This window comes from Actinopolymorpha rutila, assembly GCF_013407855.1.
Classification (GTDB): Bacteria; Actinomycetota; Actinomycetes; order Propionibacteriales; family Actinopolymorphaceae; genus Actinopolymorpha; species Actinopolymorpha rutila.
In genome coordinates this window covers 6192788-6213844 of the sequence record NZ_JACBZH010000001.1, presented here as the reverse complement: position 1 = coordinate 6213844, position 21057 = coordinate 6192788, and the positions used below count along the sequence as shown (strand labels likewise).

19 protein-coding genes are annotated in these 21057 nt (G+C 72.2%); 7 read left to right on the top strand and 12 right to left on the bottom strand.

Features of this window, described 5'->3' with window-relative positions:
• Nucleotides 1–12 precede the first annotated feature (12 nt).
• The 3 genes from F4554_RS27885 to F4554_RS27875 all read right to left on the bottom strand — a co-directional run bounded on the left by F4554_RS27885 (nucleotide 13) and on the right by F4554_RS27875 (nucleotide 2869).
• Nucleotides 13–492, bottom strand: coding sequence for a phage holin family protein (locus F4554_RS27885; RefSeq protein WP_179790489.1), 480 nt, complete (start codon nucleotides 490–492; stop codon nucleotides 13–15).
• 65 nt (nucleotides 493–557) lie between these two features.
• Complete coding sequence (gene nhaA, locus F4554_RS27880; RefSeq protein ID WP_179790487.1) at nucleotides 558–1775, bottom strand: Na+/H+ antiporter NhaA; 1218 nt, start codon at nucleotides 1773–1775, stop codon at nucleotides 558–560.
• 116 nt (nucleotides 1776–1891) lie between these two features.
• On the bottom strand, nucleotides 1892–2869 hold the full coding sequence (locus tag F4554_RS27875) for a TrmH family RNA methyltransferase (RefSeq protein ID WP_337796224.1): 978 nt from the start codon (nucleotides 2867–2869) through the stop codon (nucleotides 1892–1894).
• A 299-nt stretch (nucleotides 2870–3168) separates the two neighbouring features.
• Between F4554_RS27875 and F4554_RS27870 the strand changes: the two genes are divergently transcribed.
• Together F4554_RS27870 and F4554_RS27865 are read left to right on the top strand one after the other, a co-directional pair.
• Nucleotides 3169–4368, top strand: coding sequence for a coiled-coil domain-containing protein (locus tag F4554_RS27870; RefSeq protein WP_179790485.1), 1200 nt, complete (start codon nucleotides 3169–3171; stop codon nucleotides 4366–4368).
• A gap of 54 nt (nucleotides 4369–4422) precedes the next feature.
• Nucleotides 4423–5091: an MOSC domain-containing protein gene (locus F4554_RS27865; RefSeq protein WP_179790483.1), complete on the top strand. Its 669-nt coding sequence runs from the start codon at nucleotides 4423–4425 to the stop codon at nucleotides 5089–5091.
• Nucleotides 5092–5110: 19 nt separating this feature from the next.
• On the opposite strand, the gene F4554_RS27860 is transcribed toward F4554_RS27865, so the two are convergent.
• A complete protein-coding gene (locus tag F4554_RS27860; protein WP_179790470.1) occupies nucleotides 5111–6148 on the bottom strand; it encodes a phosphotransferase in 1038 nt (345 codons plus the stop codon).
• Nucleotides 6149–6241: 93 nt separating this feature from the next.
• Between F4554_RS27860 and F4554_RS27855 the strand changes: the two genes are divergently transcribed.
• Entirely contained in the window at nucleotides 6242–6625 is a 384-nt protein-coding gene (locus F4554_RS27855; protein WP_179790468.1) for a hypothetical protein, read from the top strand.
• 24 nt (nucleotides 6626–6649) lie between these two features.
• Here F4554_RS27855 and F4554_RS27850 read toward each other — a convergent pair whose 3' ends face one another.
• From F4554_RS27850 to F4554_RS27815, 8 genes are all read right to left on the bottom strand, one after another.
• Nucleotides 6650–7555: a zinc-binding dehydrogenase gene (locus tag F4554_RS27850; protein ID WP_179790466.1), complete on the bottom strand. Its 906-nt coding sequence runs from the start codon at nucleotides 7553–7555 to the stop codon at nucleotides 6650–6652.
• 186 nt (nucleotides 7556–7741) lie between these two features.
• Nucleotides 7742–9700, bottom strand: coding sequence for an acetate--CoA ligase (acs, locus tag F4554_RS27845; protein WP_337796223.1), 1959 nt, complete (start codon nucleotides 9698–9700; stop codon nucleotides 7742–7744).
• Between the two features lie 201 nt (nucleotides 9701–9901).
• Nucleotides 9902–11593, bottom strand: a complete 1692-nt coding sequence (locus F4554_RS27840) for a solute symporter family protein (protein ID WP_179790462.1) — start codon at nucleotides 11591–11593, stop codon at nucleotides 9902–9904.
• Nucleotides 11590–11982 carry a DUF485 domain-containing protein gene (locus tag F4554_RS27835; RefSeq protein WP_179790460.1) on the bottom strand — a complete coding sequence of 131 codons (393 nt, stop codon included), beginning with the start codon at nucleotides 11980–11982 and terminating at the stop codon, nucleotides 11590–11592. Before F4554_RS27835 ends, F4554_RS27840 begins: the two co-directional genes overlap by 4 nt.
• Nucleotides 11983–12214: 232 nt before the next feature.
• Nucleotides 12215–12913, bottom strand: coding sequence for an NUDIX hydrolase (locus tag F4554_RS27830; RefSeq protein ID WP_179790458.1), 699 nt, complete (start codon nucleotides 12911–12913; stop codon nucleotides 12215–12217).
• 25 nt (nucleotides 12914–12938) lie between these two features.
• Complete coding sequence (locus tag F4554_RS27825; RefSeq protein WP_179790456.1) at nucleotides 12939–13724, bottom strand: class I SAM-dependent methyltransferase; 786 nt, start codon at nucleotides 13722–13724, stop codon at nucleotides 12939–12941.
• A gap of 102 nt (nucleotides 13725–13826) precedes the next feature.
• Nucleotides 13827–14867, bottom strand: a complete 1041-nt coding sequence (locus tag F4554_RS27820) for a hypothetical protein (protein ID WP_179790454.1) — start codon at nucleotides 14865–14867, stop codon at nucleotides 13827–13829.
• A gap of 394 nt (nucleotides 14868–15261) precedes the next feature.
• The gene (locus F4554_RS27815) at nucleotides 15262–16158 is read right to left on the bottom strand and encodes an HAD family hydrolase (RefSeq protein WP_179790452.1); all 897 of its coding nucleotides are present in this window, start codon (nucleotides 16156–16158) and stop codon (nucleotides 15262–15264) included.
• Nucleotides 16159–16935: 777 nt separating this feature from the next.
• On the opposite strand from F4554_RS27815, the gene ssd reads away from it, so the two are divergent.
• Genes ssd through F4554_RS27795 form a run of 4 tightly spaced genes read left to right on the top strand, consistent with a single transcriptional unit; the run spans nucleotide 16936 to nucleotide 20832 of the window.
• Nucleotides 16936–18117, top strand: coding sequence for a septum site-determining protein Ssd (gene ssd / locus F4554_RS27810; RefSeq protein WP_179790450.1), 1182 nt, complete (start codon nucleotides 16936–16938; stop codon nucleotides 18115–18117).
• A complete protein-coding gene (locus F4554_RS27805) occupies nucleotides 18114–19316 on the top strand; it encodes a TadA family conjugal transfer-associated ATPase (protein WP_179790448.1) in 1203 nt (400 codons plus the stop codon). Before ssd ends, F4554_RS27805 begins: the two co-directional genes overlap by 4 nt.
• Complete coding sequence (locus F4554_RS27800; protein ID WP_179790446.1) at nucleotides 19313–20104, top strand: type II secretion system F family protein; 792 nt, start codon at nucleotides 19313–19315, stop codon at nucleotides 20102–20104. Before F4554_RS27805 ends, F4554_RS27800 begins: the two co-directional genes overlap by 4 nt.
• Nucleotides 20101–20832 carry a type II secretion system F family protein gene (locus F4554_RS27795; RefSeq protein WP_202889489.1) on the top strand — a complete coding sequence of 244 codons (732 nt, stop codon included), beginning with the start codon at nucleotides 20101–20103 and terminating at the stop codon, nucleotides 20830–20832. Before F4554_RS27800 ends, F4554_RS27795 begins: the two co-directional genes overlap by 4 nt.
• Nucleotides 20833–21057: the final 225 nt, after the last annotated feature.

Genomic DNA, 21057 nt, shown 5'->3' with positions numbered 1-21057 from the left:
CTACCGCGTCGACTACCGGCGCGAAGGGTCGAGCTGTGGCCGCCCGCCGGCGTTCTGGTCGCCGTGGCCAAGCTGCTGCATCATCGTCTTGGTCTCGTCGATGGACCGCTTGGTGCGCTCGGGCGGACCGGCCTTCTTCATGTTGCGTTTGCCGATCAGGGCGAGAATGCCGGCGATGATCAGGTAGACGACCCCGACGACGACGAACGCGAGCGCCGGGTGCAGGCCGGCGGCCACCAGGCCGTAGCCCGCGGCGACGGACAGCATCAGGAACGCGACGTATCCGAAGAACGCCGCGCCGCCGAACATGCCCGCGCCCTTGCCGGCCGCTGTGGCGCTCTCCTTCAGCTCCACCTTGGCAAGCTCGATCTCGCCGCGAAGCAGCGTGGACAGGTCGCGACTGGCGTCCGCGACGAGCTGGCCGAGCGACCGCTCGTCGGACGCCGAGGCGCGGGACTGCGATCCGGGCACAGTGTCGTGGTGCGTGGCCATGCGCGCTCCTTGCCTCGTAACGGCTCCTGGCGATGTTTCTCGACCAGGTCGCGACAAGACTATGACTATGTCACCTGACGTGCTCGGCGCCGCAGCCGAAGGAGGACCACCGCGACCGTCGCGGCGACCAGCGACGCGGTGAGGACGGCCGCCTTCACCCGGGCGGTCTCCGCCGGGTCGGAGCCGAAAGCGAGGTCGGCGACCAGCAGCGAGACGGTGAACCCGATCCCGGACAGCGCGGCCACGGCGAACATGTCCCGCCACTCCAGGTCGGGGTTGAGGTCGGCCCGGGTGAACGTCGCCGTCAGCCAGGCGCCGCCGAAGACACCGACCGCCTTCCCGACGACCAGGCCGACCATGACGCCGACCGCGGCGGGGTCGCGCACCATCGCGCCGAGGGCAGCCGCGCTGACCGGGACCCCGGCCGCGAACAACGCGAACGCCGGTACGGCCAGGCCGGCCGACAGCGGGCGGATCCGGTGCTCGAGGCGTTCGGCGGGGGAGTGCACCTCGTCCGGGTCGGGCCGCACCCGGGTCAGCAGGCCGAGGGCGACCCCCGCCACCGTCGCGTGCACTCCGCTCTCGTGCACGAACCACCAGACCGCGACGGCCAGCGGGACGTAGATCCACGGCGTACGGACCCGGCGGTGCTGGAGGTAGGCGTACGCACCGAGCAACACCACCGCCACCGCGAGCGCGACGAGGTCGAGGTGGTCGGTGAAGAACACCGCGATCACCGTGATCGCGCCCAGGTCGTCCACCACGGCCAGGGTGAGCAGGAACGCGCGCAGCGCCGGCGGCAGGGCCGAGCCCGCGACCGCGAGGACGGCCAGCGCGAACGCGATGTCGGTGGCGGTCGGCACCGCCCACCCGTCGAGGGCGGTCCGGTCACCGGAGCCGGCGACCACCGCGACGTACAGCAGCGCGGGCACCACCATCCCGGCCAGCGCGGCGGCGACCGGGACCAGGGCGAGGGACAGCCGGTGCAGGGAGCCGGTGACGAGTTCGCGCTTGAGTTCCAGACCGGCGACGTAGAAGAAGATCGCCAGCAGCCCGTCGGCGGCCCACTGCTCCACCGACAGCGGGCCGATCGCGAACTCGTGTACGTGCTCGTAACCGGCATGCCACGGGGAGTTCGCCCAGACCAGCGCGATCACCGCGGCGCCGAGCAGGAGGGCGCCGCCGACGGTCTCCTGGCGCAGGACGTCGCCGAGGAAGGAGCGTTCGGCCCCGGTCTGGTCGGGAAGAACCAGCTGGCGGAGGCGTTCGGTGGGGCGCGCCATGGTGGTCTCCGTCCGTCGGCTGGGTCGGCGGAGGACCCGCGCGTGGGCAGGCTCCGCTGAGGACTGCCGACCAGACTTCCCGGCGCACCGGCTCCCACCCTACGGGACGGCTCGGTTCACCTCGGTTGCTCGCTCCGGCGCTGGCGGCCGGCCTCGTAGAGGACGACGGTGGCCGCGACCGCGGCGTTCAGTGAGCTGGCGGCGCCGCCGGCCGGTATCCGGGCCACGATGTCGCAGGCCTCGCGCCAGGCCGCGCTCATGCCGCGGGTCTCGTTGCCGACGACCAGCAGCGTGGGGCCGGTCAGATCCACCTGGTCGACGTCCTCGGTCCCGGCCTCGTCGGTGCCGACCACTGTCAGGGGTACGCCGTCCGCGTGCAGGTCCGCGACCCAGGCGAGCACGTCACGGGGCGCGGCTGCCCGCACCGTGGGCAGCGCGAACAGCGAGCCCGTACTCGCCCGCACCGCCTTCGGGTCGTAGACGTCCGCGGCGTGACCGGTGACCAGCACGCCCCTGGCGCCGAACGCGTCGGCGGAACGGACCAGCGTGCCGATGTTGCCGGGGTTGGCCGGTCGGTCGAAGGCCACCACCAGGCCGTCGGTACCTACGTCGATCCGGTCCAGCCGGTCGGCGGGTATCCGGGCCACGGCGAGGAGTTCGGGCAGGTCGTCGGACTTCTCGCCGAGTTCGCGCAGAAGCTCGGGGGCCACCGCGACGTGCTCCACGTCCGGTTGCTCGGCGCGAACGCGCTCGGTGATCCGCCGGGCCCATTCCGACGTCGCCCCAGTCGCCTCCGTCGACCTGCTGCTCGCCGGGCGCAGCAGCGCGCTCAGCGGCCATCCGTGCTCGACCGCCAGGGTGATCGGCCGTACGCCATGCACGAGGAACTCGCCCTGGTGATTGCGCTTCGTGCGGTTGTCCAGCAGCGCCTGCCACTGCTGGAACCGCGCGTTGCGGGCGCCGACGTGCAGGTCCTGGCCGACCCGGGCGTCCCTGGCTCGGGGGCCTGGTCCTGGTCCTGGTCCGGAGCTGGTGCGGGACCGGGCTCCGGCTCGGGACCCGGGTCGGTGGGGGCGGCGCGGAGTGCTCGACACGGATCCCGATGCTGGCACAGGTCCGGCCCGCGCGGGTGCGGCGCCTCGGCCCACTGCGTACCGGTATGACCTTCTCACGCCTTATGTGCGGCCTGGTTGGTGTCAGGGACGGCGGTTAGGATTTCCTCACGTCGCCGCGAGGCGTTCGGTGTTCGCGAGCGGCCCACAACAGCTGCCCACACGACGTCGTTGCCCGCGGCGCCGTCGGTGACGTATGCCCTCGCGGGCGCGCTCCGCTGCACGCACAACCCGCCGTATCACCGCCAGAGTTTCTCGCCGGACCCGAAGGACGAGTGCCCATGCCAGACCCCAACACCACCTCGTTCCGCGTCGTCCGCCGGGGCTACGAGCCGGCCCAGGTGGACCAGACGGTCCGCAAGCTCAACGAGACCCTGGACACCGCTCGCCGGGAGAAGTCCTACCTCGCCGGCCGGGTGCAGGACCTCGAGGCGAAGGCCGCGCAGGCCCGGGAGCGGCGCAGCGAGTCGAACTACTCCGATCTCGGCGAGCGCATCGGCCGCATCCTCGCACTGGCCGAGGAGGAGGCCGCCGAGCAGCGCGCCGCAGCGACCACCCACGCCCACGAGCTACGCCAGGAGGCCGAGCAGGCCACCGGTGAGCTGCGCAAAGAAGCCGAGCGGCACGCCACCGAGCGGCGCGCCGAGGCCGACCGCGGCGCCGCGGAGTTGCTCAGCGAGGCGAAGGACCAGGCCGCGGAGATCGCCGAGGCCGCCGAGCGGGACGCCGCTACCGTCCGGGCCGAGGCCGAGGCGCTGCTGGAGGACCAGCGCGCCAAGTCCGCGCAGGCCACGGTCGCCCTCGAACGCGCGCTCGCCCAGCGCCGCGAGCACGCCGACCGGGACATCGCCGAGCGGCGGTCGGCCGCCGAGCAGCACCTCGCGGCCGTCCTGGAGCGCGCCGAGCAGACCCACACCGAGGCCGGCCGTCACCAGGCCGAGGCCGCCGCGCAGGCCGAGCGTTCGATCGAGGAGGCGCAGCGCAAGGCACAGACGATCCTCTCCGAGGCGAAGGCTCACTCGGAGCGTGTCCGCGGCGACGCCGACCGTGAGCTGAAGTCCATCGCCCAGCGGCGGGACAGCATCCTCGCCCAGATGGCCAACCTCCGGCAGATGCTCGCCACCCTGTCCGGAGGAGAGGACGCCGGCCTCGCGCTGCCCGCCGCCGGTGTCCCGGGTCCCTCGGCCCCGCCCGCCGGGCAGGACGCCGGCCAGAACGCGGACGAGAAGACCGGCCAGAACGCGGACGAGAAGACCGGCCAGAACGCGGACGAGAAGACCGGCCAGAACGCGGACGAGAAGACCGAGCACGGCGACCACGGCGACCACGGCGCCAACGGTGTCCAGCCGGCGGGTGGGTCCGCTCCAACCGACGACGCCACCCAGTCGGGCAACGCCGACGACAAGACCCAGCAGCTGGCGCCCGTACGCCCGGACGACCCGACGCTGCAGCAGCCTCGGATGCAGCGGCGACGCAAGTGACCGAGCCAAGGACAGCCCCTGAGGCGGTTGCAAGTGCCCGGTAGGGTCGCCGCGATGGCACACGTTCTCTCGGTCAACGTCGGGGCTCCCGCACCCAACCCGCACAAGGACACCGGCACCACCGGTATCGACAAGCTGCCGGTCACCGAGCCGGTCGACGTGCGCGCACCCGGTCCCAAGCACGGCGGGCAGGGCAGTGGTCTGGTGGGCGACTTCATCGGCGACCGCAAGAATCACGGCGGCGACGACCAGGCGGTGTACGCCTATGCCCGGGAGGATCTCGACCACTGGCAGGGCGTGCTCGGCCGGGAGTTGCGGCCCGGCTCGTTCGGGGAGAACCTCACCACGGTCGGCGTGGACGTCAACGGCGCTCGGATCGGCGAGCGGTGGCGGATCGGTTCGACGGTCCTCGAGGTGTCGGTGCCTCGGATCCCGTGCTCGACGTTCGTCGGCTGGCTCGCCGAACGCGGCTGGATCAAGACGTTCACTCGCGGCGCGCTGCCCGGGGCCTACCTCCGGGTGGTCACGCCCGGACAGGTGCGGGCCGGTGACGAGGTGGTCGTCGTCGACCGGCCCGACCACGACGTCACGATCGCGCTGACGTTCCGTGCCCTCACCCTGGAGCCGGAGCTGCTGCCGCGGCTGCTGGCCGCGGATGCGTTGCCTGCCGGGGTGCACGATCGGGTCCGTCGCCGGCAGGGCTTCCAGCTCGACGACGACTGACGACGATCCCGCCTGGGCGTCAGTCGGTCAGCAGGGCCAGGATTTCGCGCAGCTCGTCGTAGGACTCGGCGACGCCGACCGCGTTTCCCAGCCGGTGACGTTCCAGCCGCGCGGCGCCGAGATGCGAGGCCCGGTAGATCAGCCGGCGCAGCCTCGCCTCGCCGGAGTTCGCCAACGGTCCGTACGCATCCCAGAACGCGTCCCGCTCGGTGCCCGGACGCCGGCCCGCGAGCAGGATCGACCAGTCCGCTTCCGGATCACCCCAGGAGGTGCGGTCGCAGTCGAAAACCCCGCAGATCGTGGGCTCCGGCGCGTCGGGCGCGACCATCACGTTGACCGTCCACAGGTCACCGTGCAGCAGCCGAGGCTCGCGGATCCGGTTCAGCACGCCGAGGTGGCGGCCCGCTACCTCGGCGACCTGGCGTACGTCGGTGGCGTCCAGGCCGAGGTCGTCCAGGTCGGCGGCGAGGTCGGCCAGGCGGGCGGCCAACGCCTCGGCCCAGGTGGCGAACGCCGGACCGTTGACCGGGCCGAAGCCTTCACCGCGTACGTCGTGGACGGTCCGCGTGATCGCGCCCAGGCTTCGGAAGAAGGCCGCCCAGGACGCGCGCGGGTAGGCGGCCAGTCCCTGGGGTGCCGGTACGCCGTCCAGCAACGACTGGAAAACGTAGTCCCGGTTCACGACCGCGTGGCTGAAGTCGGCCGCGAGCAACCTCGGCATCAGCGCGGCGATCGGGGAGAGGAGGGGGATGCTCGCGACCTCGTTGCGCAGGAACTCGCGCTCGGTGCGGAACTGCCGGGCGGGTTCGGGTGCGACGCGCAGGATCACGGAGCGGTCCTGGGGCGGATGCGCGTCGACGCCTTCGGTGACGTTTGCATCGAGATCGCCGGTGAGGTCGACGCGGTAGGTGTTGTTGTACGAGCCGTTGCCGAGTTCGACCCCCGCGCGGACCTGCACGTGCGGGCCGAAGGCACGCAGCGACATGGCCACGACCTGGTCGGCGGTGACCGACTGCTGGAAGGCGTCCGGAGGGCGTTCGATCGGCTGGAAGTCCACGGGGTTCCCCAGGAAGAGGCCAGGAATCGGGCGCTGTCGGTGGTCGGGACTAACGTACGGCCGGCACGCCGTGCTCACGGACCTGGAGGACCCATGGCCGAGGGAACGCTCATCGCGGAGAGCCTGCGCACCGACGCCGAACTCGACGGGCTCGACGGGCTCGACGGGCTCGACCTCATCGTGCACCGGATCGTCCGCGCCGCCGTCGGAGACCCCGCGGCGGGGCAGCCGGTGGTGTGGACATTGCTGTCGTTCTCGGTTCCCGACGACCGTGCGCCGGCGCTGGCGGAGCGGTTCGCACGTGCGCTGGACTCCGGCAGTTGGTACGTCGACTTCCGTACGAACGAAGAGACGTTCGTCGTCTACGCCGGCCGGGTCTTCCGGCACCCCCGCGGCGATCGGGAAGGAGAGACGGCGGCCAGGGCGTACGGACGTTCGGTCGGTGTGCCCGAATCGCAGCTGGACTGGCCGACCTGAGGAGCCGGACCGGGACCTGGGCGCTCAGCTGACGTCGAGCACGGCCTTGCCGGCCACCTGCCGGCCGAACAACGCCTCGACCGCCTCGGCCATCTGCTCCCACGAGCCGCGGCGTCCGACCTGGATGTCGAGACGACCACGGGCGGCGAGGCCGACGAGATAGCCGAGGTCTCCGGCGAGGTTGCCGCCCATGGTGAACGCCTCCAACCGGCGGTGCATGCCGACCGTGGCGTACGGCGGGAACACCGCCGGCTCACCGGAGGTGGCGCCGATCGACTGCAGTGAGCCGCCCTCGCCCAGCAGGCCGAACGCCCTCACCAGGTGTGGGCCGCCGACGTTGTCCACCACCCCGTGCAGCGGACCGGCCACCGTGTCCAGACCGACGACCACCTCGTCGGCACCGAGCTCGGCCAGGCCCGCGCCGCGTTCGGGCCGGCCGACACTGGCGATCACGTGTGCGCCGGCCAGCGCCGCGATCTGCACCGCGAACCTGCCCACCCCGCCGGACGCCCCGGTCACCAGGACCCGCTCGCCCCCGACGAACCCGAACCTGCGGATCGCCCGCAGCGCCGTCACGCCGGCCACCGGTAGGGCGCTCGCCGTACCCAGGTCGACCTCGTCGGGTACGACGGCGAGCTCGGTGGTGTCCACCGCGCGCAGCCTCGCCCAGGCGCCGGCCGGACCGAACGTCACCACCCGGGAGCCCTCCGCCGGACCGGTCCCGTCGGCGGCCGCGGCCACCACGACGCCGGCGGCGTCCCAGCCCGGCACCATGCCCTCGGGCTGGTTGGGCAGACCGGCCAGCTCGCCGTAGTTCAGGGAGAACGCCCGTACCTCGACCAGCGCCTGGTTGGCGGCCGGTCGCGGATCGGGTGCCTCGGCGAGCCGCAGATGTGCGGGAGCGGAGTGGTCGACGACGAGAGCGCGCATGGTGTCCTTCCGGAGTTCGCCGGGCAGCTGGAGGGTTCGGCCAGTAGTGCGTACTGCGGGTCTACCAGAACCCGCGTGAGGTCCGGCCCTGATGGGCGGAAAACGACGCGGCCCTGGTACTCCCCTCGGGGAACACCAGGGCCGCGTCGTCACAGGCTCGGCTCGAACCCGCTCGGTCCTGCCTGCTCAGTCGTCGTCGGCCGCGCCGGGCGTGGAGAGGTTGGTCCGGATCAGCTCCATCACCGAGGAGTCGGTGAGGGTGGTGACGTCGCCGAGCTCGCGGTTTTCGGCCACGTCGCGCAGCAGCCGGCGCATGATCTTGCCCGATCGGGTCTTCGGCAGCTCCTCCACCACCAGGATCTGGCGAGGCTTGGCGATCGGCCCGATCTCGGCGGCCACGTGGTTGCGCAACTCCTTCGCCGCCTGCTCCCCGGAGGCGGCCGCGCTGCCGCGCAGGATCACGAACGCCACCACGGCCTGCCCGGTGGTCGGGTCGGTGGCACCCACCACGGCGGCCTCGGCCACATTCGGGTGGGACACCAGCGCGGACTCGATCTCGGTGGTGGACAGCCGGTGCCCGGAGACGTTCATGACGTCGTCGACCCGGCCGAGCAGCCAGATGTCGCCGTCGTCGTCCTTCTTGGCGCCGTCGCCGGCGAAGTAGCGGCCCTCGAACCGCGACCAGTAGGTGTCGACGTAGCGCTGGTCGTCGCCCCACAGCGTCCGCAGCATCGCCGGCCACGGCTCGGTGAGCACGAGGTAGCCACCGGCGCCGTTGGGCACGGCATTGCCGGCGTCGTCGACCACCTCGGCGGAGATCCCGGGCAGCGGGGTCATGGCCGCGCCCGGCTTCCCGTCGGCGACCCCGGGCAGCGGCGTGATCATCATGCCGCCCGTCTCGGTCTGCCACCAGGTGTCCACGACCGGGGTGCGGCCGCCGCCGATGTAGGTGCGGTACCACACGTAGGCCTCGGGGTTGATCGGCTCGCCGACGCTGCCCAGAACGCGCAGTGAGGACAGGTCGAAGTCCGCCGGGATGTCCTCGCCCCACTTCATGAACGTCCGGATCGCGGTGGGCGCGCAGTAGAGGATGCTGACGCCGTACTTCGCGATCAGCTCCCACCAGCGGCCGCGGTGCGGGGTGTCCGGCGTGCCCTCGTACATCACGCTCGTCACGCCGTTGGCCAGCGGGCCGTAGACGATGTAGGAGTGCCCGGTGACCCAGCCGATGTCGGCGGCGGTCCAGTAGATGTCGTCCGGCTTGGCGTCGAAGACCGCCCAGTGGGTCCAGGCGACCTGGGTGAGGTAGCCGCCGGTGGTGTGCAGGATGCCCTTGGGCTTGCCGGTGGTGCCGCTGGTGTACATGACGTAGAGCGGCTGCTCGGCGTCGAAGAACTCCGCGGTGTGCTGGTCGCTCTGCTTGTCGACCGCCTCGTGCCACCACAGGTCGCGGCCCTCGGTCCACTCCACGTCCTGGTCGGTGCGCTTCACCACGAGGACGTTGCGGACGTCGGGGCACTCGGTGAGCGCCTGGTCGACCTGCGGCTTCAGCGCACTCGGGGCGCCCCGGCGGTAGCCGCCGTCGGAGGTGATCACGATCCGGGCGTCGCAGTCCTGGATGCGGTCGCGCAGCGCGCTCGCGGAGAAGCCGCCGAACACGACGGTGTGGGGCGCGCCCAGCCGGGCGCAGGCCAGCATCGCGACCACGGTCTCGGGGATCATCGGCATGTAGATGGCCACCCGGTCACCTGCACGCACGCCCAGCTCGGTCAGCGCGTTGGCCGCCCTGGACACCTCGCGCAGCAGTTCGGCGTAGGTGATCGTGCGGGTGTCGCCCGGCTCACCCTCCCAGTGGTAGGCGACCTTGTCGCCGTTGCCGGCCTCGACGTGGCGGTCGAGACAGTTGTACGCGGCGTTGATCCGGCCGCCGACGAACCACTTCGCGAACGGCGCCTTGCTCCAGTCGAGCGCCTCGTCCCACTCGCGGTCCCAGTGCAGCCGGCGGGCCTGCTTCTCCCAGAAGGCGATCCGGTCGGCGTCCGCCTCGGCGTAGGTCTCCTTGGTGACGTTGGCGGCGGCGGCGAGCTCCGCGGGCGGCGGGAAGCGGCGGTCTTCCCGCAGGAGGTTCGACAGTGCTTCGCTCACGGACAACCCCTTCTTAGATGTGCTGGCAGTCTGGGTCCTTAGACCCTAGCCCTCCAGTCCGACACCGCGGGAGCGTGCCCGGTCCGCACCCGGTGGCCTGGACCGGCCGTGGCCGACCGGCAGACCGGAGACCACCCTGGCCACCCGGGCTGGCGCGCAGCGTGACGATGTCGGTGCTCGGACGGTCCAACGGTGCGTCGCTCAGCGACCGGACGCGACCTCCGCCCCGGCGCCGGTCAGGGCGCGGACCTGCAACTCGTCGAAGCGGCGTTCGGAGTCGGTGTCCCTGCTCAGCATGGTGCCCGCCCAGCCGAGCAGGAAGCCGAGCGGAATGGACACGATGCCGGGGTTCTCCAGCGGGAACCACGCGAAGTCGACGCCCAGCGGGAAGAGCGAGGCGCTCGTACCGTCGGGTGCGACCTTGCCGGAGACCACCGGGGAGAAGAAGACGAGCACGACGGCGCTGCCCAGCCCGCCGTAGATGCTCCACACCGCGCCCCGGGTGTTGAACCGCCGCCAGAACAGGTTGTAGACGATCGCCGGAAGATTGGCCGAGGCCGCCACCGCGAACGCCAGCGCCACCAGGAACGCGACGTTCAGCCGCTGTGCCGGGATCGCCAGCACGATCGCCACCGCGCCGATCAGGATCGCGGCCATCCGGGCGACCCGCACCTCCTGGCGTTCGGACGCCTGACCGCGCCTTAACACGTGCGCGTAGATGTCGTGGGCGAACGACGACGCCGAGGTGAGCGTCAGGCCGGCCACCACCGCGAGGATCGTGGCGAACGCCACCGCGGCGATCAACGCCAGCAGCACCGCGCCGCCGGTCGTGCCGGCGCCGCCGCCGGCCGCCTCCGCGAGCAGCGGGGCGGCGACGTTGCCGGCGGTCGCTGCCACCTGGGAGTCCGGGCCGGTGTCGAGCATGGCCGCCGCGCCGAAGCCGAGCACCAGCGTCATCAGGTAGAAGACGCCGATGATGCCGATCGCCCACTGCACCGAGGACCGCGCCGCGCGCGAGGTCGGCACGGTGTAGAAGCGGATCAGGATGTGCGGCAGACCGGCGGTGCCGAGGACGAGGGCCAGGCCGAGGGACAGGAAGTCGATCTTGGAGGTGAGCGTCTTGCCGTACTTCAGCCCGGGTTCGATGAACGCCTGCCCCTTGCCGCTGCGGTCCGCGGCCGTGCCCAGCAGGTCGGAGAGGTTGAAGCCGAACTTCCACAACACGATGCCCGTGACCAGCAACGTGCCGCCCATGAGCAGGACGGCCTTGACGATCTGCACCCAGGTGGTGCCCTTCATGCCGCCGACCGTGACGTAGAAGATCATCAGCGCGCCCACGAGGGCGATGGTGATGTTCTTGGCGGTGTCGCTGCTGATGCCGAGCAGCAGGGCGACCAGGGAGCCCGCACCGACCATCTGCGCCAGCAGGTAGAAGATCGAGACGCCGAGCGTGGACACCGCGGCGGCGGTGCGTACGGGTCGCTGCCGCATGCGGTAGGCGAGCTGGTCGGCGAGGGTGAACCGTCCGGAGTTGCGCAGCAGCTCGGCCACCAGCATCAGCGCGACCAGCCACGCCACGAGGAACCCGATGGAGTAGAGAAAGCCGTCGTAGCCCGACAGTGCGATCGCACCGGAGATGCCGAGGAACGACGCGGCCGACATGTAGTCGCCGGAGATCGCCATGCCGTTCTGGAAGCCGGAGAAGGACCGGCCGGCGGCGTAGTAGTCGGCGGCGGTGCGGTTCTGCCGGCTGGCCACCAGCGTGACGTACAACGTGATCGCCACGACGACGAGGAACAGCACGATCGTCAGGGTGCGGTGGTCGGAGGACGGGACCGGTGCCGCCGTCACCTGTGCGGCCGTCACCTGGGCCGACGTCAGCAGGCCGCTCATCGTGCGGCTCCCGGCTGGGTGCGGGTGCTCTCGAACCGGTCGTTGAGCTCTCCGGCCACCGGGTCGAGATGGCGGCGCGCGTGCCGGCTGTAGAGGAACGCGATCACGAACGTGGACAGGAACTGCAACAGCCCCCACACCAGTGCGACGTTGACGTTGCCGGCCACCTTGGTGCTCATCAGCCCGGGTGCCCAGTTGGCGCACAGGACGTAGAGGAGGTACCAGGCCAGGAAGGCGATGGTCCATGGGAACGCGAACCCGCGGTGGCGCCGGCGCAGCCGGCCGAACTCCTCGCTGCGCGCGATCTCCGCGTACGCGCTGTGGTTCGCGACGGTCGCTCCGGTCCCCGGATCGGGTTTCGGCTCAGGTCTCGCGTCGGGTCCGGCCACGCTGCCCACCTCCGCTGTGTGCGGCGCCCGTGCACCGACGGGCCGCCGCGTCCGACGTTGTGGCGGTGCCTCACCGACACGTGCCGGTGTCGCACCGTGACTTCGTTGGAGGCCAACCGTAGAGGTGTCGGCGGCGCGCCGGAAGTGTTTTCGTCAAGTGGCGCTCACGGAACGGCAAACTGAGGCCGTCGTACGGAGTGGGTACGCCGAGGTCGCGGGCTGCGCCGCCGGATCAGTCGAAGTCGGTGGGCAGGCTCGGGTCGCGGTGGTGGGCGAGCAGGATCGCCAGCTGGTCCGCGGTGCACCGGGCGGTGGACAGCTCGGGCAGGTCGTCGAGGGCGAAGAAGCCGACGTCGACGGTTTCGCCGTCCAGACCCGCCCGCGGCGGTGAGTCGTCCAGCCGGTCGACGAGGAAGAACAGCTTGTACGTGTGCCAGGGACTGCCGGCGTGGCCGTTGCGGAGCGAGCCGTCGTGCACCGCCGCCAGCCGGTGCGCGCGTACGCGAAGGCCGGCCTCCTCGGCGAACTCGCGTTCGGCGGCGTCCGACGGGGAGTCCAGCGCGTCCGCCCAGCCGCCGGGGAGCGTCCAGAGGCGGTCGCGGGCCTCCTGGACCAGCAGTACCCGGTCGTCACGAAAGAGCGCGCCGCGTACGTCGACCTTGGGGGTGGCGTGCCCGGCCTCCGCGCTCAGCGCCGCCCGGAACTCCGCCGCGTCGGGCGTGCCGATCAGTCCCATCAGGTCGGCCGACATGGACCGCAGCCGTTCGTAGCGCGCGATGTCGTAGCGGTCGGAGCTGTAGGTCAGGCCGTTCTGCGCCATCGCGGCCAGCTCGACCGCCCAGCGGTGCAGGACCCGGCCGGGCTCCTCCGACGCCGGCCCGGCCGGCCCGGCGGAGTCTGCCGGCTCGTCGTGGTCCCCGCTGCCGCTCATCGAGCCAGTCTCGCACCCGGGACCGTCACCATTTGCGCACACCGGCGCGGTAACAGATCGTCGTGTACGGCAGCAGCAGGCCGTCGGGCTGGCGGGCGGTGACGTCGAAGAGCTGCCCGACGTTGAACAGCAGCTCCTCGCGGTCGGCCGGTGACATCGTCGAGACGTACGACCTGGATGCGACCAGCCGGACCAGACTCTGCCGGTCCAGCTGCTGCCACATCCGGAAGGTCGTCCGCTTCGGCGGGGTGAACAGCCTGCTCCACTCCAGCTTCTCGATCAGCTCCTCCGCGTGCCGGGGCTGCGGCCGGTCGCTGCCGAGCAGGCGGGACAGCTGGCGTACCCAGGGGACCGACTCGTCGCGGTAGTTCCACACCAGGCCGAACATCCCGCCGGGCCGCAGCACCCGCGCGATCTCGGCCAGCGAGGGTTCGGTGTCGAACCAGTGGAATGCCTGGGCGACGAGCACCGCGTCCGCGCTGCTGTCGGCGAGGGGAATGCGCTCGGCGACTCCCCGGACCGCGAGGGCCTCGGGAACCGCGCGGACCAGTCGGTCCAGCATCGGCTGGGCAGGTTCGACCGCGATGACGTCGTCGTGGCCGGCGGCGACCAGGGACCGGGTGAATTTGCCGGTGCCGGCGGCGAGCTCGACGACGGTCGGGGGCCAGCCGGCACGGCTGCGTGGGCTGTCGTCCAGACCGGCGAGCAGCCAGTCGGCGGCGGCCTGAGGATAGTCGGGACGACTGCGTTCGTAGTCCGCGGCGGTGCGCCCGAATGAGCGACCCAGCGACCGTCGTACCGACTCTTCCATGGTGCGGCGATGGTACGCGAGGGCACGTGGCCGGGGCGGTTTCGGGTCGGCCGATCCGAGGCCGACCCAGGCGCCGAGTCGGAGCCCGGCCTCGGGGCCCGCTCACCTGGTCGGAGCGGGAGCGCCACAGCTTGCGTCGACCAGGCGGACCAGGGCGACCGTCAGTGTTCGTGGACCGTCGGTGAGGGTGCCCGAGACGTGCGCGGCCGGCCGGGTGGTGGCGGTCAGCACCAGGTCGGCGTCGGCGAACCTCCGGGCCCTGGCGCAGTCCCGTACCGTGATGTCAACGACGACTTGACGGTCGGTGTCGGAGTGCAGGCGAACCGGCAGTCCGTGCGCGGTGACGGCGAACGCGCTGCGGGGGGCAGTGCCGAGCGAGGTGAGTGCGACGTCCGGCGCGGACAGGCCTGAACCGACCAGCCCGGTCAACCGGAGGGTGGGCGTTCGGCCGGGAGCGTCGACCCGGGACGCGTGCTCGCCCGACCACCACAGGGTGAGTGAGTTGGGGCGTTGGCCGCACAGTTCGGCCCCGGACTCCAGTCCGCTGGTGTCGACGGTGCCGGTGACCGTGGTCCGCCGGCCGAACGGGCTCCTGGCGACGGCGGTGTAGCGCGGTTCGGGCGCCGGCGTGGAGGTTGCCGCGGACGAAGGGCCCGACGGGCAGACCAGTCCGAGGCGAAGGACGTACGCGAGATAGCCGGCCGACCGGATGACCGCGTCGCCCGCGGGCTGCTCCGGCGGCGGGCACTGCCGGCTCGTCCGCAGCCGCGGTAGCCGAACGTCGACGCGTTCGACGGTGAGGGGATGGTCGCCGAGGTTGTGCAGTACGACCAGCACCGACACGCAGGCGCGGTCGTCGGGCTCGTCGGCGCCGGAGCTTGCCTGGGCGAACAGCCGGACCGGCTCGGTGTCGGCGATGCCGCCGGGCCGGCGAACCCACCAGGTGGTCGACGCGGCGCCACCGACCAGGCCGACCAGAAGTACCGCCACCAGGGGCACGAACCGACGAGTCCGGAGCCGGCGGCCGCCACCGCGACGAGGGCCGACAGTGGTCGTCTCCTCGACGCGTCCGTCGTCGAGGACCTCGAACGAGGGCTCACCGTACGAGGGATTACGGGACGGGGGCTCACGCAACGCCGCCATGGCGCGACGATACGGCGCGGAACCACCGGTTTGTCCTGCGTCACGGACATTTTCGTCGTACGCGATGACGCCAATCGCGAACCCAGGCGGGAAAACAGCTGACCGGAGCGGAAGAGGGCTTGTCCGGTCGTCGCGGAATCGTTCATGCGCGTGCGGAACAGACGCGTACGAAGGACCGACGGAGGCAGATGAGGCGAGCGCGGTCGGCGCGGAAGGCGCACGTCGGCCGGGTTACCAAGCGCGCACCCTGGTGTCGCTTCGTTCCCGTAAGTCCAGGAGCCGAAGCGACCGCCCTCGAAGACGGGCTGGTCGTCGCGTGGGTGCCCGGCCGGCGTGCACGTCTCGTGCAATCAGAAGAGTGGTTTCTTCTGGTCCCACGGGACGTACTGCCTTTCTACGACCTTCGTCCCGCGAAGGAAAGGGTACGGCCAAGATCTTTACCTTCGACGCGAAGATCCACCCGGCCACGTACGTCGGAGATCCGGCCGCTGCGGACGGCCCACACCACCGCCATCGCCGCGCCGGCGCACACCGCGACGGCCAGCGCGGGCCGGCGGCCTGTCGTGCGCGTGCCTGTCTCCTCCACCGCGGCCGGCCGGGCGAACCGAAGAACCGGCCAGCCGTTCTCGGCGGCGATGCGGCGCAGCGGGCGGTCGGGGTTGACGGCGAACGGGTGGCCCACCACCCGCAGCAGGGGAAGATCGGTGATCGAGTCGGAGTACGCGTAGCACTCCGCCAGGTCGTAGTGCCCCTCGGCGGCGAGCTCGCGTACGGCGGTCGCTTTGTTCTCGCCGTACGAATAGAAGTCGATCGCCCCGGTGTACTTGCCGTCCTCGACGCCCATACGGGTGGCGATCACCCGGTCGGCGCCCAGGAGTTCGCCGATCGGCCCGACGACCTCCTGCCCGGACGAGGAGACGATGACCACCTCGTGCCCGGCGGCCTGGTGGTCGGCCATCAACGCGACGGCCTCGGCGAACACCAGTGGGTCGACGACGTGGCGCAGCGCCTCGGCGACGATGTCCTTCACACCCTGCACATCCCAGCCGGTGACGATGGCCGAGAGGTAGGCCCGCATCTTCTCCATCTGCTCGTGGTCGGCGCCGCCGAGCAGGTAGACGAACTGTGCGTACGCCGACCGCAGCACCGCACGCCGGTTGATGAGACCGCCGTTGTAGAACGGGCGGCTGAAGGCGAGCGTGCTCGACCTGGCCAGGATCGTCTTGTCCAGGTCGAAGAACGCCGCGACGCGGTGGCCGGAGTCGGGCCGGCGCGGGTCTTCGTCGGGCATGGTCGGCAGGTCCTCGTCCGTCGTCGGTCGGGCTGGCGTTCGGCTGGCGTTCGGGCCGGCCGGATCGGGATCGGTTCGGCCGTCCCTCTCGGGCCGTCCCTCTCGGCCGGCCTGCAGGGCCAATACTGCTGGGCCATCGTCCAGGGCCGTCCTCCAGCCTAGGTCGGCACCGGGGAGGCCGGAACGGTCGGTGGGCAACGGTTCGCGGTCGAGCGGTGGTCTTTTCGGTAACGGCTCCGCTCACCGGGCGATCGGCGTTCGGCTGTGACAATGGGCGCGATTCCGGCACACAACAGGGAATCTCGGGGGATCGAGGGGACTCGACCGGGGATCATCCTGGGCGGCCTCGGCCTTTTACCCACGAAGGATTGGCGCGGCAGACACCCGTGAGACAAACTGAGTGTGGGCCCTCGTCCGAAGTTTGAGACGACTTTGGTGAGGGAAAGCAAAATCTCAGCGGCTGACCCCCTCGCCGCTGGTGCCGGCCCAGCTCGCCGAGCGCGCTGAGGCCAGGGACAGCCCCCGCTCTCCCCCCCGGCGGGGGCTGTCGCCTGTGTAGCTCGCGTCGTCTGCTCTAGTGCCCGGCACACACCTTTGCGAACCCTCCGACTTTCCGGTTTCGCACCTGCCGTTTCCCGGTTGTTTTCCACACCGACGTGATCGGCGGCCCCGTCCACAGGCCCGGTTCGGGCCCGCTCGCCGCTGTCGGCGGCGAGGCATCGTGAGTGCCGTTCCGACCGCTCTCCGCCCATCTGTGGCTGGTTCGAAAGGTTCTCCATGTCTGGACTCCTGCCCGGGTCGCGATCGGTCGTCGCGACGGCAGACGAACTCCTCCTCGACGATCTCGTCCGACTCGGCACGGCGGCCGGCGCCGGGTTGGAGGTGGCGGCCGACGCCGGGATGGCGCGCCGGCTGTGGCCTGCTGCACCCCTCGTCCTGGTCGGCGCCGATCTGGTGGCCGATCTCGTCCGCGTGAGTCCACCACGACGCCCGGACGTCGTGGTGGTCGGTCACAAGCTGGACAGCCGCGGGTTGTGGCAGGGCGCGGTCGAGCTGGGGGCGGAGCACGTCCTCCAGCTCCCCGACGCGGAGCAGTGGATCGTTCATCGGCTCGCCGACGCCGCCGATGGTGCGGGGCGGCAGGCGGTCACGGTCGGCGTCGTGGGCGGACGCGGTGGGGCAGGGGCGTCGACGCTCGTCGCCGCCCTGGCGGTGACGGCCGCCGGCCGGGGCGTACGAAGTCTCCTGGTCGACGGCGATCCGCTCGGTGGTGGCATCGAGCTGATCCTCGGCGGCGAGGACTGCGCGGGCATGCGATGGCCCGAGCTGGTGGCGACCGAGGGGAGGGTGAGTGCGGGTGCCCTGCGGTCGGCACTGCCCCGCGTCGACGACCTGGTCGTGCTCTCCTGGGACCGCGGCGACCTGCTCACCATCCCGCGCGCGGCGATGCGGTCGGTGCTGAACGCGGCCGTGCGCGGCGGTGACCTCGTCGTGGTCGACCTGCCCAGGCACGTCGACGAGGCCACCGAGGCGGCACTGGCGCAGTGCACTCTCGCTCTGCTGGTCGTCCCCGCCGAGGTGCGCGCGGTCGCGGCCGCCGCCCGGGTGCGGTCGGCCGTCGGTGCGCTGGTGTCCGACCTTCGGCTGGTGGTGCGCGGGCCTTCACCGGCAGGACTGGACGGTGAGGTGGTGGCCGCGGCGCTGGAGCTTCCATTGGCCGGTGAGCTCGCACCCGAGCCCCGGCTGGACGTGATGCTCGAACACGGCGAGGCGCCTGGCCGCCGCGGCAAGGGCCCGCTCGCGACGTTGTGCCGAAAGCTGCTGGCCGACCTCGGCATCGGCTCAGCTCGGCAGTCCGCGCAAGCGCGGGGGGCGCAGCCGTCGGCGGACCTCGACGCCCGACCTGCACGTCGGCCGCGAAACGACCGCCGGATCCGTCGGAACGGAGCGGCCGCATGACCGGGGCCGCGACCGCCGCGGCGGTCGACCAGGGACTGCTCGACCGCGTACGCCAGGTACTGGCCCAGCAGGCGGTCGATCCGACACCGGCCCGGGTGGCCGCCGCGCTCGGAGCCGACGGCCGGATCCTCGGCGACGCCGCCGTCCTGCGCATCGTGGAGACGCTACGCCGCGAGCTTGCCGGTGCCGGCCCGCTCGAGGCCCTCCTCGCCGATCCCAACGTGACCGACGTCCTGGTCCAGGGGCCGCGACGAGTGTGGGTCGATCGGGGTGCCGGCCTCGAACTCACAGACGTCGCCTTCGAGGACGAGTCCGCCGTGCGCCGGCTCGCCCAGCGCCTGGCCGGCGGCGCGGGACGACGGCTCGACGACGCGACCCCGTTCGTGGACGCCCGGCTGGCCGACGGCACTCGTTTCCACGCAGTGCTGGCGCCGGTGTCCACGCGGGGCACCTGCATCTCGCTGCGAGTGCCGCGCCGGCGTGCGTTCGCGGTCGAGGAGCTGGTGGCGGAGGGTTCGGTGCCGGCCGAGGGCGCGCACCTGCTCAGCAGGCTCGTCAAGGCCAGGTTGGCGTTTCTCGTGTCGGGTGGCACCGGCGTGGGGAAGACCACGCTGCTGGCCGCCCTGCTGTCACTGGTCCCGGCGTCCGACCGGCTGGTTCTGGTGGAGGACTCGGGGGAGCTGGCTCCCGACCACCCGAACGTCGTCGCGCTGGAGGCGCGCCCGGCCAACCTCGAGGGCGCGGGGGAGATCACCGTTCGCACGTTGGTGCGGCAGGCCCTGCGGATGCGGCCCGACCGGCTCGTGGTCGGCGAGGTCAGAGGAGCAGAGGTCGTCGACCTGCTGGCGGCCCTCAACACCGGCCACGAGGGTGGCTGCGGCACGTTGCACGCAAACTCCGCCGCGGAGGTGCCGGCGCGGATCGAGGCGCTCGGCGTCGCCGCCGGGCTGGGCCGGGCCGCCGTGCACAGCCAGTTGGCCGCGGCCGTCGACGTGGACGTGCATCTGGTGCGCGGCCGAGACGGTCGCCGCCGGGTGGGCGAGGTCTGCGTGTTCGAACGCCAGCCCACCGGCCTGGTGGCGGCGGTGTCCGCGGTGAGGTTCGACGCCGACGGGGAGGTGCGGGTCGGCGCCGGCCTGCCCAAGCTGCGCCGGCTGCTGACCAGGCGGGACGTCGGCGACCGCGGTGGCGCTCGATGAGCTCCGGCGCGGTGGTCGCCGCATGCCTGGTCGGTCTCGCCGTCGCGGTGTGCGTACCGGCCCCGCCGAGCACTCTGCTGCGTCGCCTGTACGCGGACACGTCCGGAGCCGCGACATCTGCCGGCGGCGGGCGTCCGGCGAACGGCGGCTCCGGCTCCGGGTCGCTTGCGCGTGGTGGGGAGCCCCTCGGTCGGCGCGCTCGCCCGCTCCAGGCGCTGGTTGTCCGGCTGGGCGCCAGATGGTCCCGACGGAAGGACGTGCGCCGGCGGCGGGCAGCACTGTGGGAGGCGACCGAGACCGTCGCCGCCGAACTCCGCGCCGGCCGCAGCGCCGACCAGGCACTCGCGGCCGCGGCGGGCGTCCTGCCCGACCTCGCGCCGGCCGCCGCGGTGAGCAGGATGGGCGGTGACGTGCCCGCGGCCCTGCGCGCGGTGAGCGCGCCGGGGACGGCGCCGTTGCGGCGACTCGCCGTGGCGTGGTCGGTCGCCGGAGGCACCGGCGCCGGCCTGGCCGTCGTACTGGAGCGGATCGCCCACGGCATGCGGGCCGAGGAGCGGCTGCGGGAAGAGGTCGCCGGCACCCTGGCCGCCCCTCGGGCCACCGCCCGGATGCTCGCTGTCATGCCGCTGCTGGGCCTGGCCCTCGGTGCGGGGGTGGGCGCCAACCCGCTGACGTTCCTCCTCCGGACTCCCTACGGTCTGGGCTGCCTGCTGCTGGGCACGCTCCTCGCCGCGACCGGTGTGTGGTGGGTCGAACGCCTGGCGGCCCGTGCGGAGGGACGACCGTGAGCTTCCTGGCCGCCGCTCTGGTCGGCGTCGCGATGCTGACGTGGGCAGGTCCGGCGACGGCTCACCGGCGCCTGGACCGCGTTCGTCCCCGGCTTCCGGTGTCCCGTCGACGTCCTCCGGCGCGCGGGGCCGAGCGGCGAAGCCGGATGCTGGCCGCCGCACTCGCGGGCTGCGCGGCCGTGGTGGTCGTGGGTGGGGTGCCCGGCCTCGTTCTCGGTGCGGTCGTGGCCTTCGCCGTGCCGTGGGTACTGGGCCGACTGGAGCCACGTGATGTACGCCGTCGCCGCGAACAACTCGCCGCCGACCTGCCCTTCGTCGCCGACCTGCTGTCCGGATGCCTGCGGGCCGGCAGCTCACCGCAGCGGGCGGTCGAGGTCATCGCGGCAGAGCTCGAAGGCCCCACGGGAAGCGCGCTCGGACAGGTGGCCACGGCGTTCCGGCTCGGCGCGGACGCCCGAACGGCATGGTCCGGTTTCCTCGCCGAGGAGGGGCTGGCGTCGTTCGGGCGGGCGATGGTGCGGGTCTGGGACTCCGGCGCACCGCTGGCGAGCACTCTCGACCGGTTGGCCGACGACGCGCGGGCAGCCCTACGGGCACGAAACGACCAGCGCGCCAGAACGGTCGGGGTGCGCGCGGCCGCACCACTCGGGTTGTGCTTCCTTCCCGCCTTCGTCCTGGTGGGAATCGTGCCGCTCGTCGCGGGCGCGGTGGACGCCTTCCTGCGTTGACCGTCCGGCTCGTCGCCGACCACTCCGGCGGTCGCCGTCACCGCGCTGGGACCTGCGATTTGACGTCCCTTCTCGTGGTAGCGACGAGCGCTTCGAGGTCGCGTCAAGCTGGCCTTGCGCGGGTGGGGGGCGTCAGCTCCTTGCGGCCCGGAGCCGGTTCGTCCTGGTCCCCCGAGTCGGTTCGTTCTCGTCCCCGAGTCCGGCGACCTATGTCTCGTCGGGCCC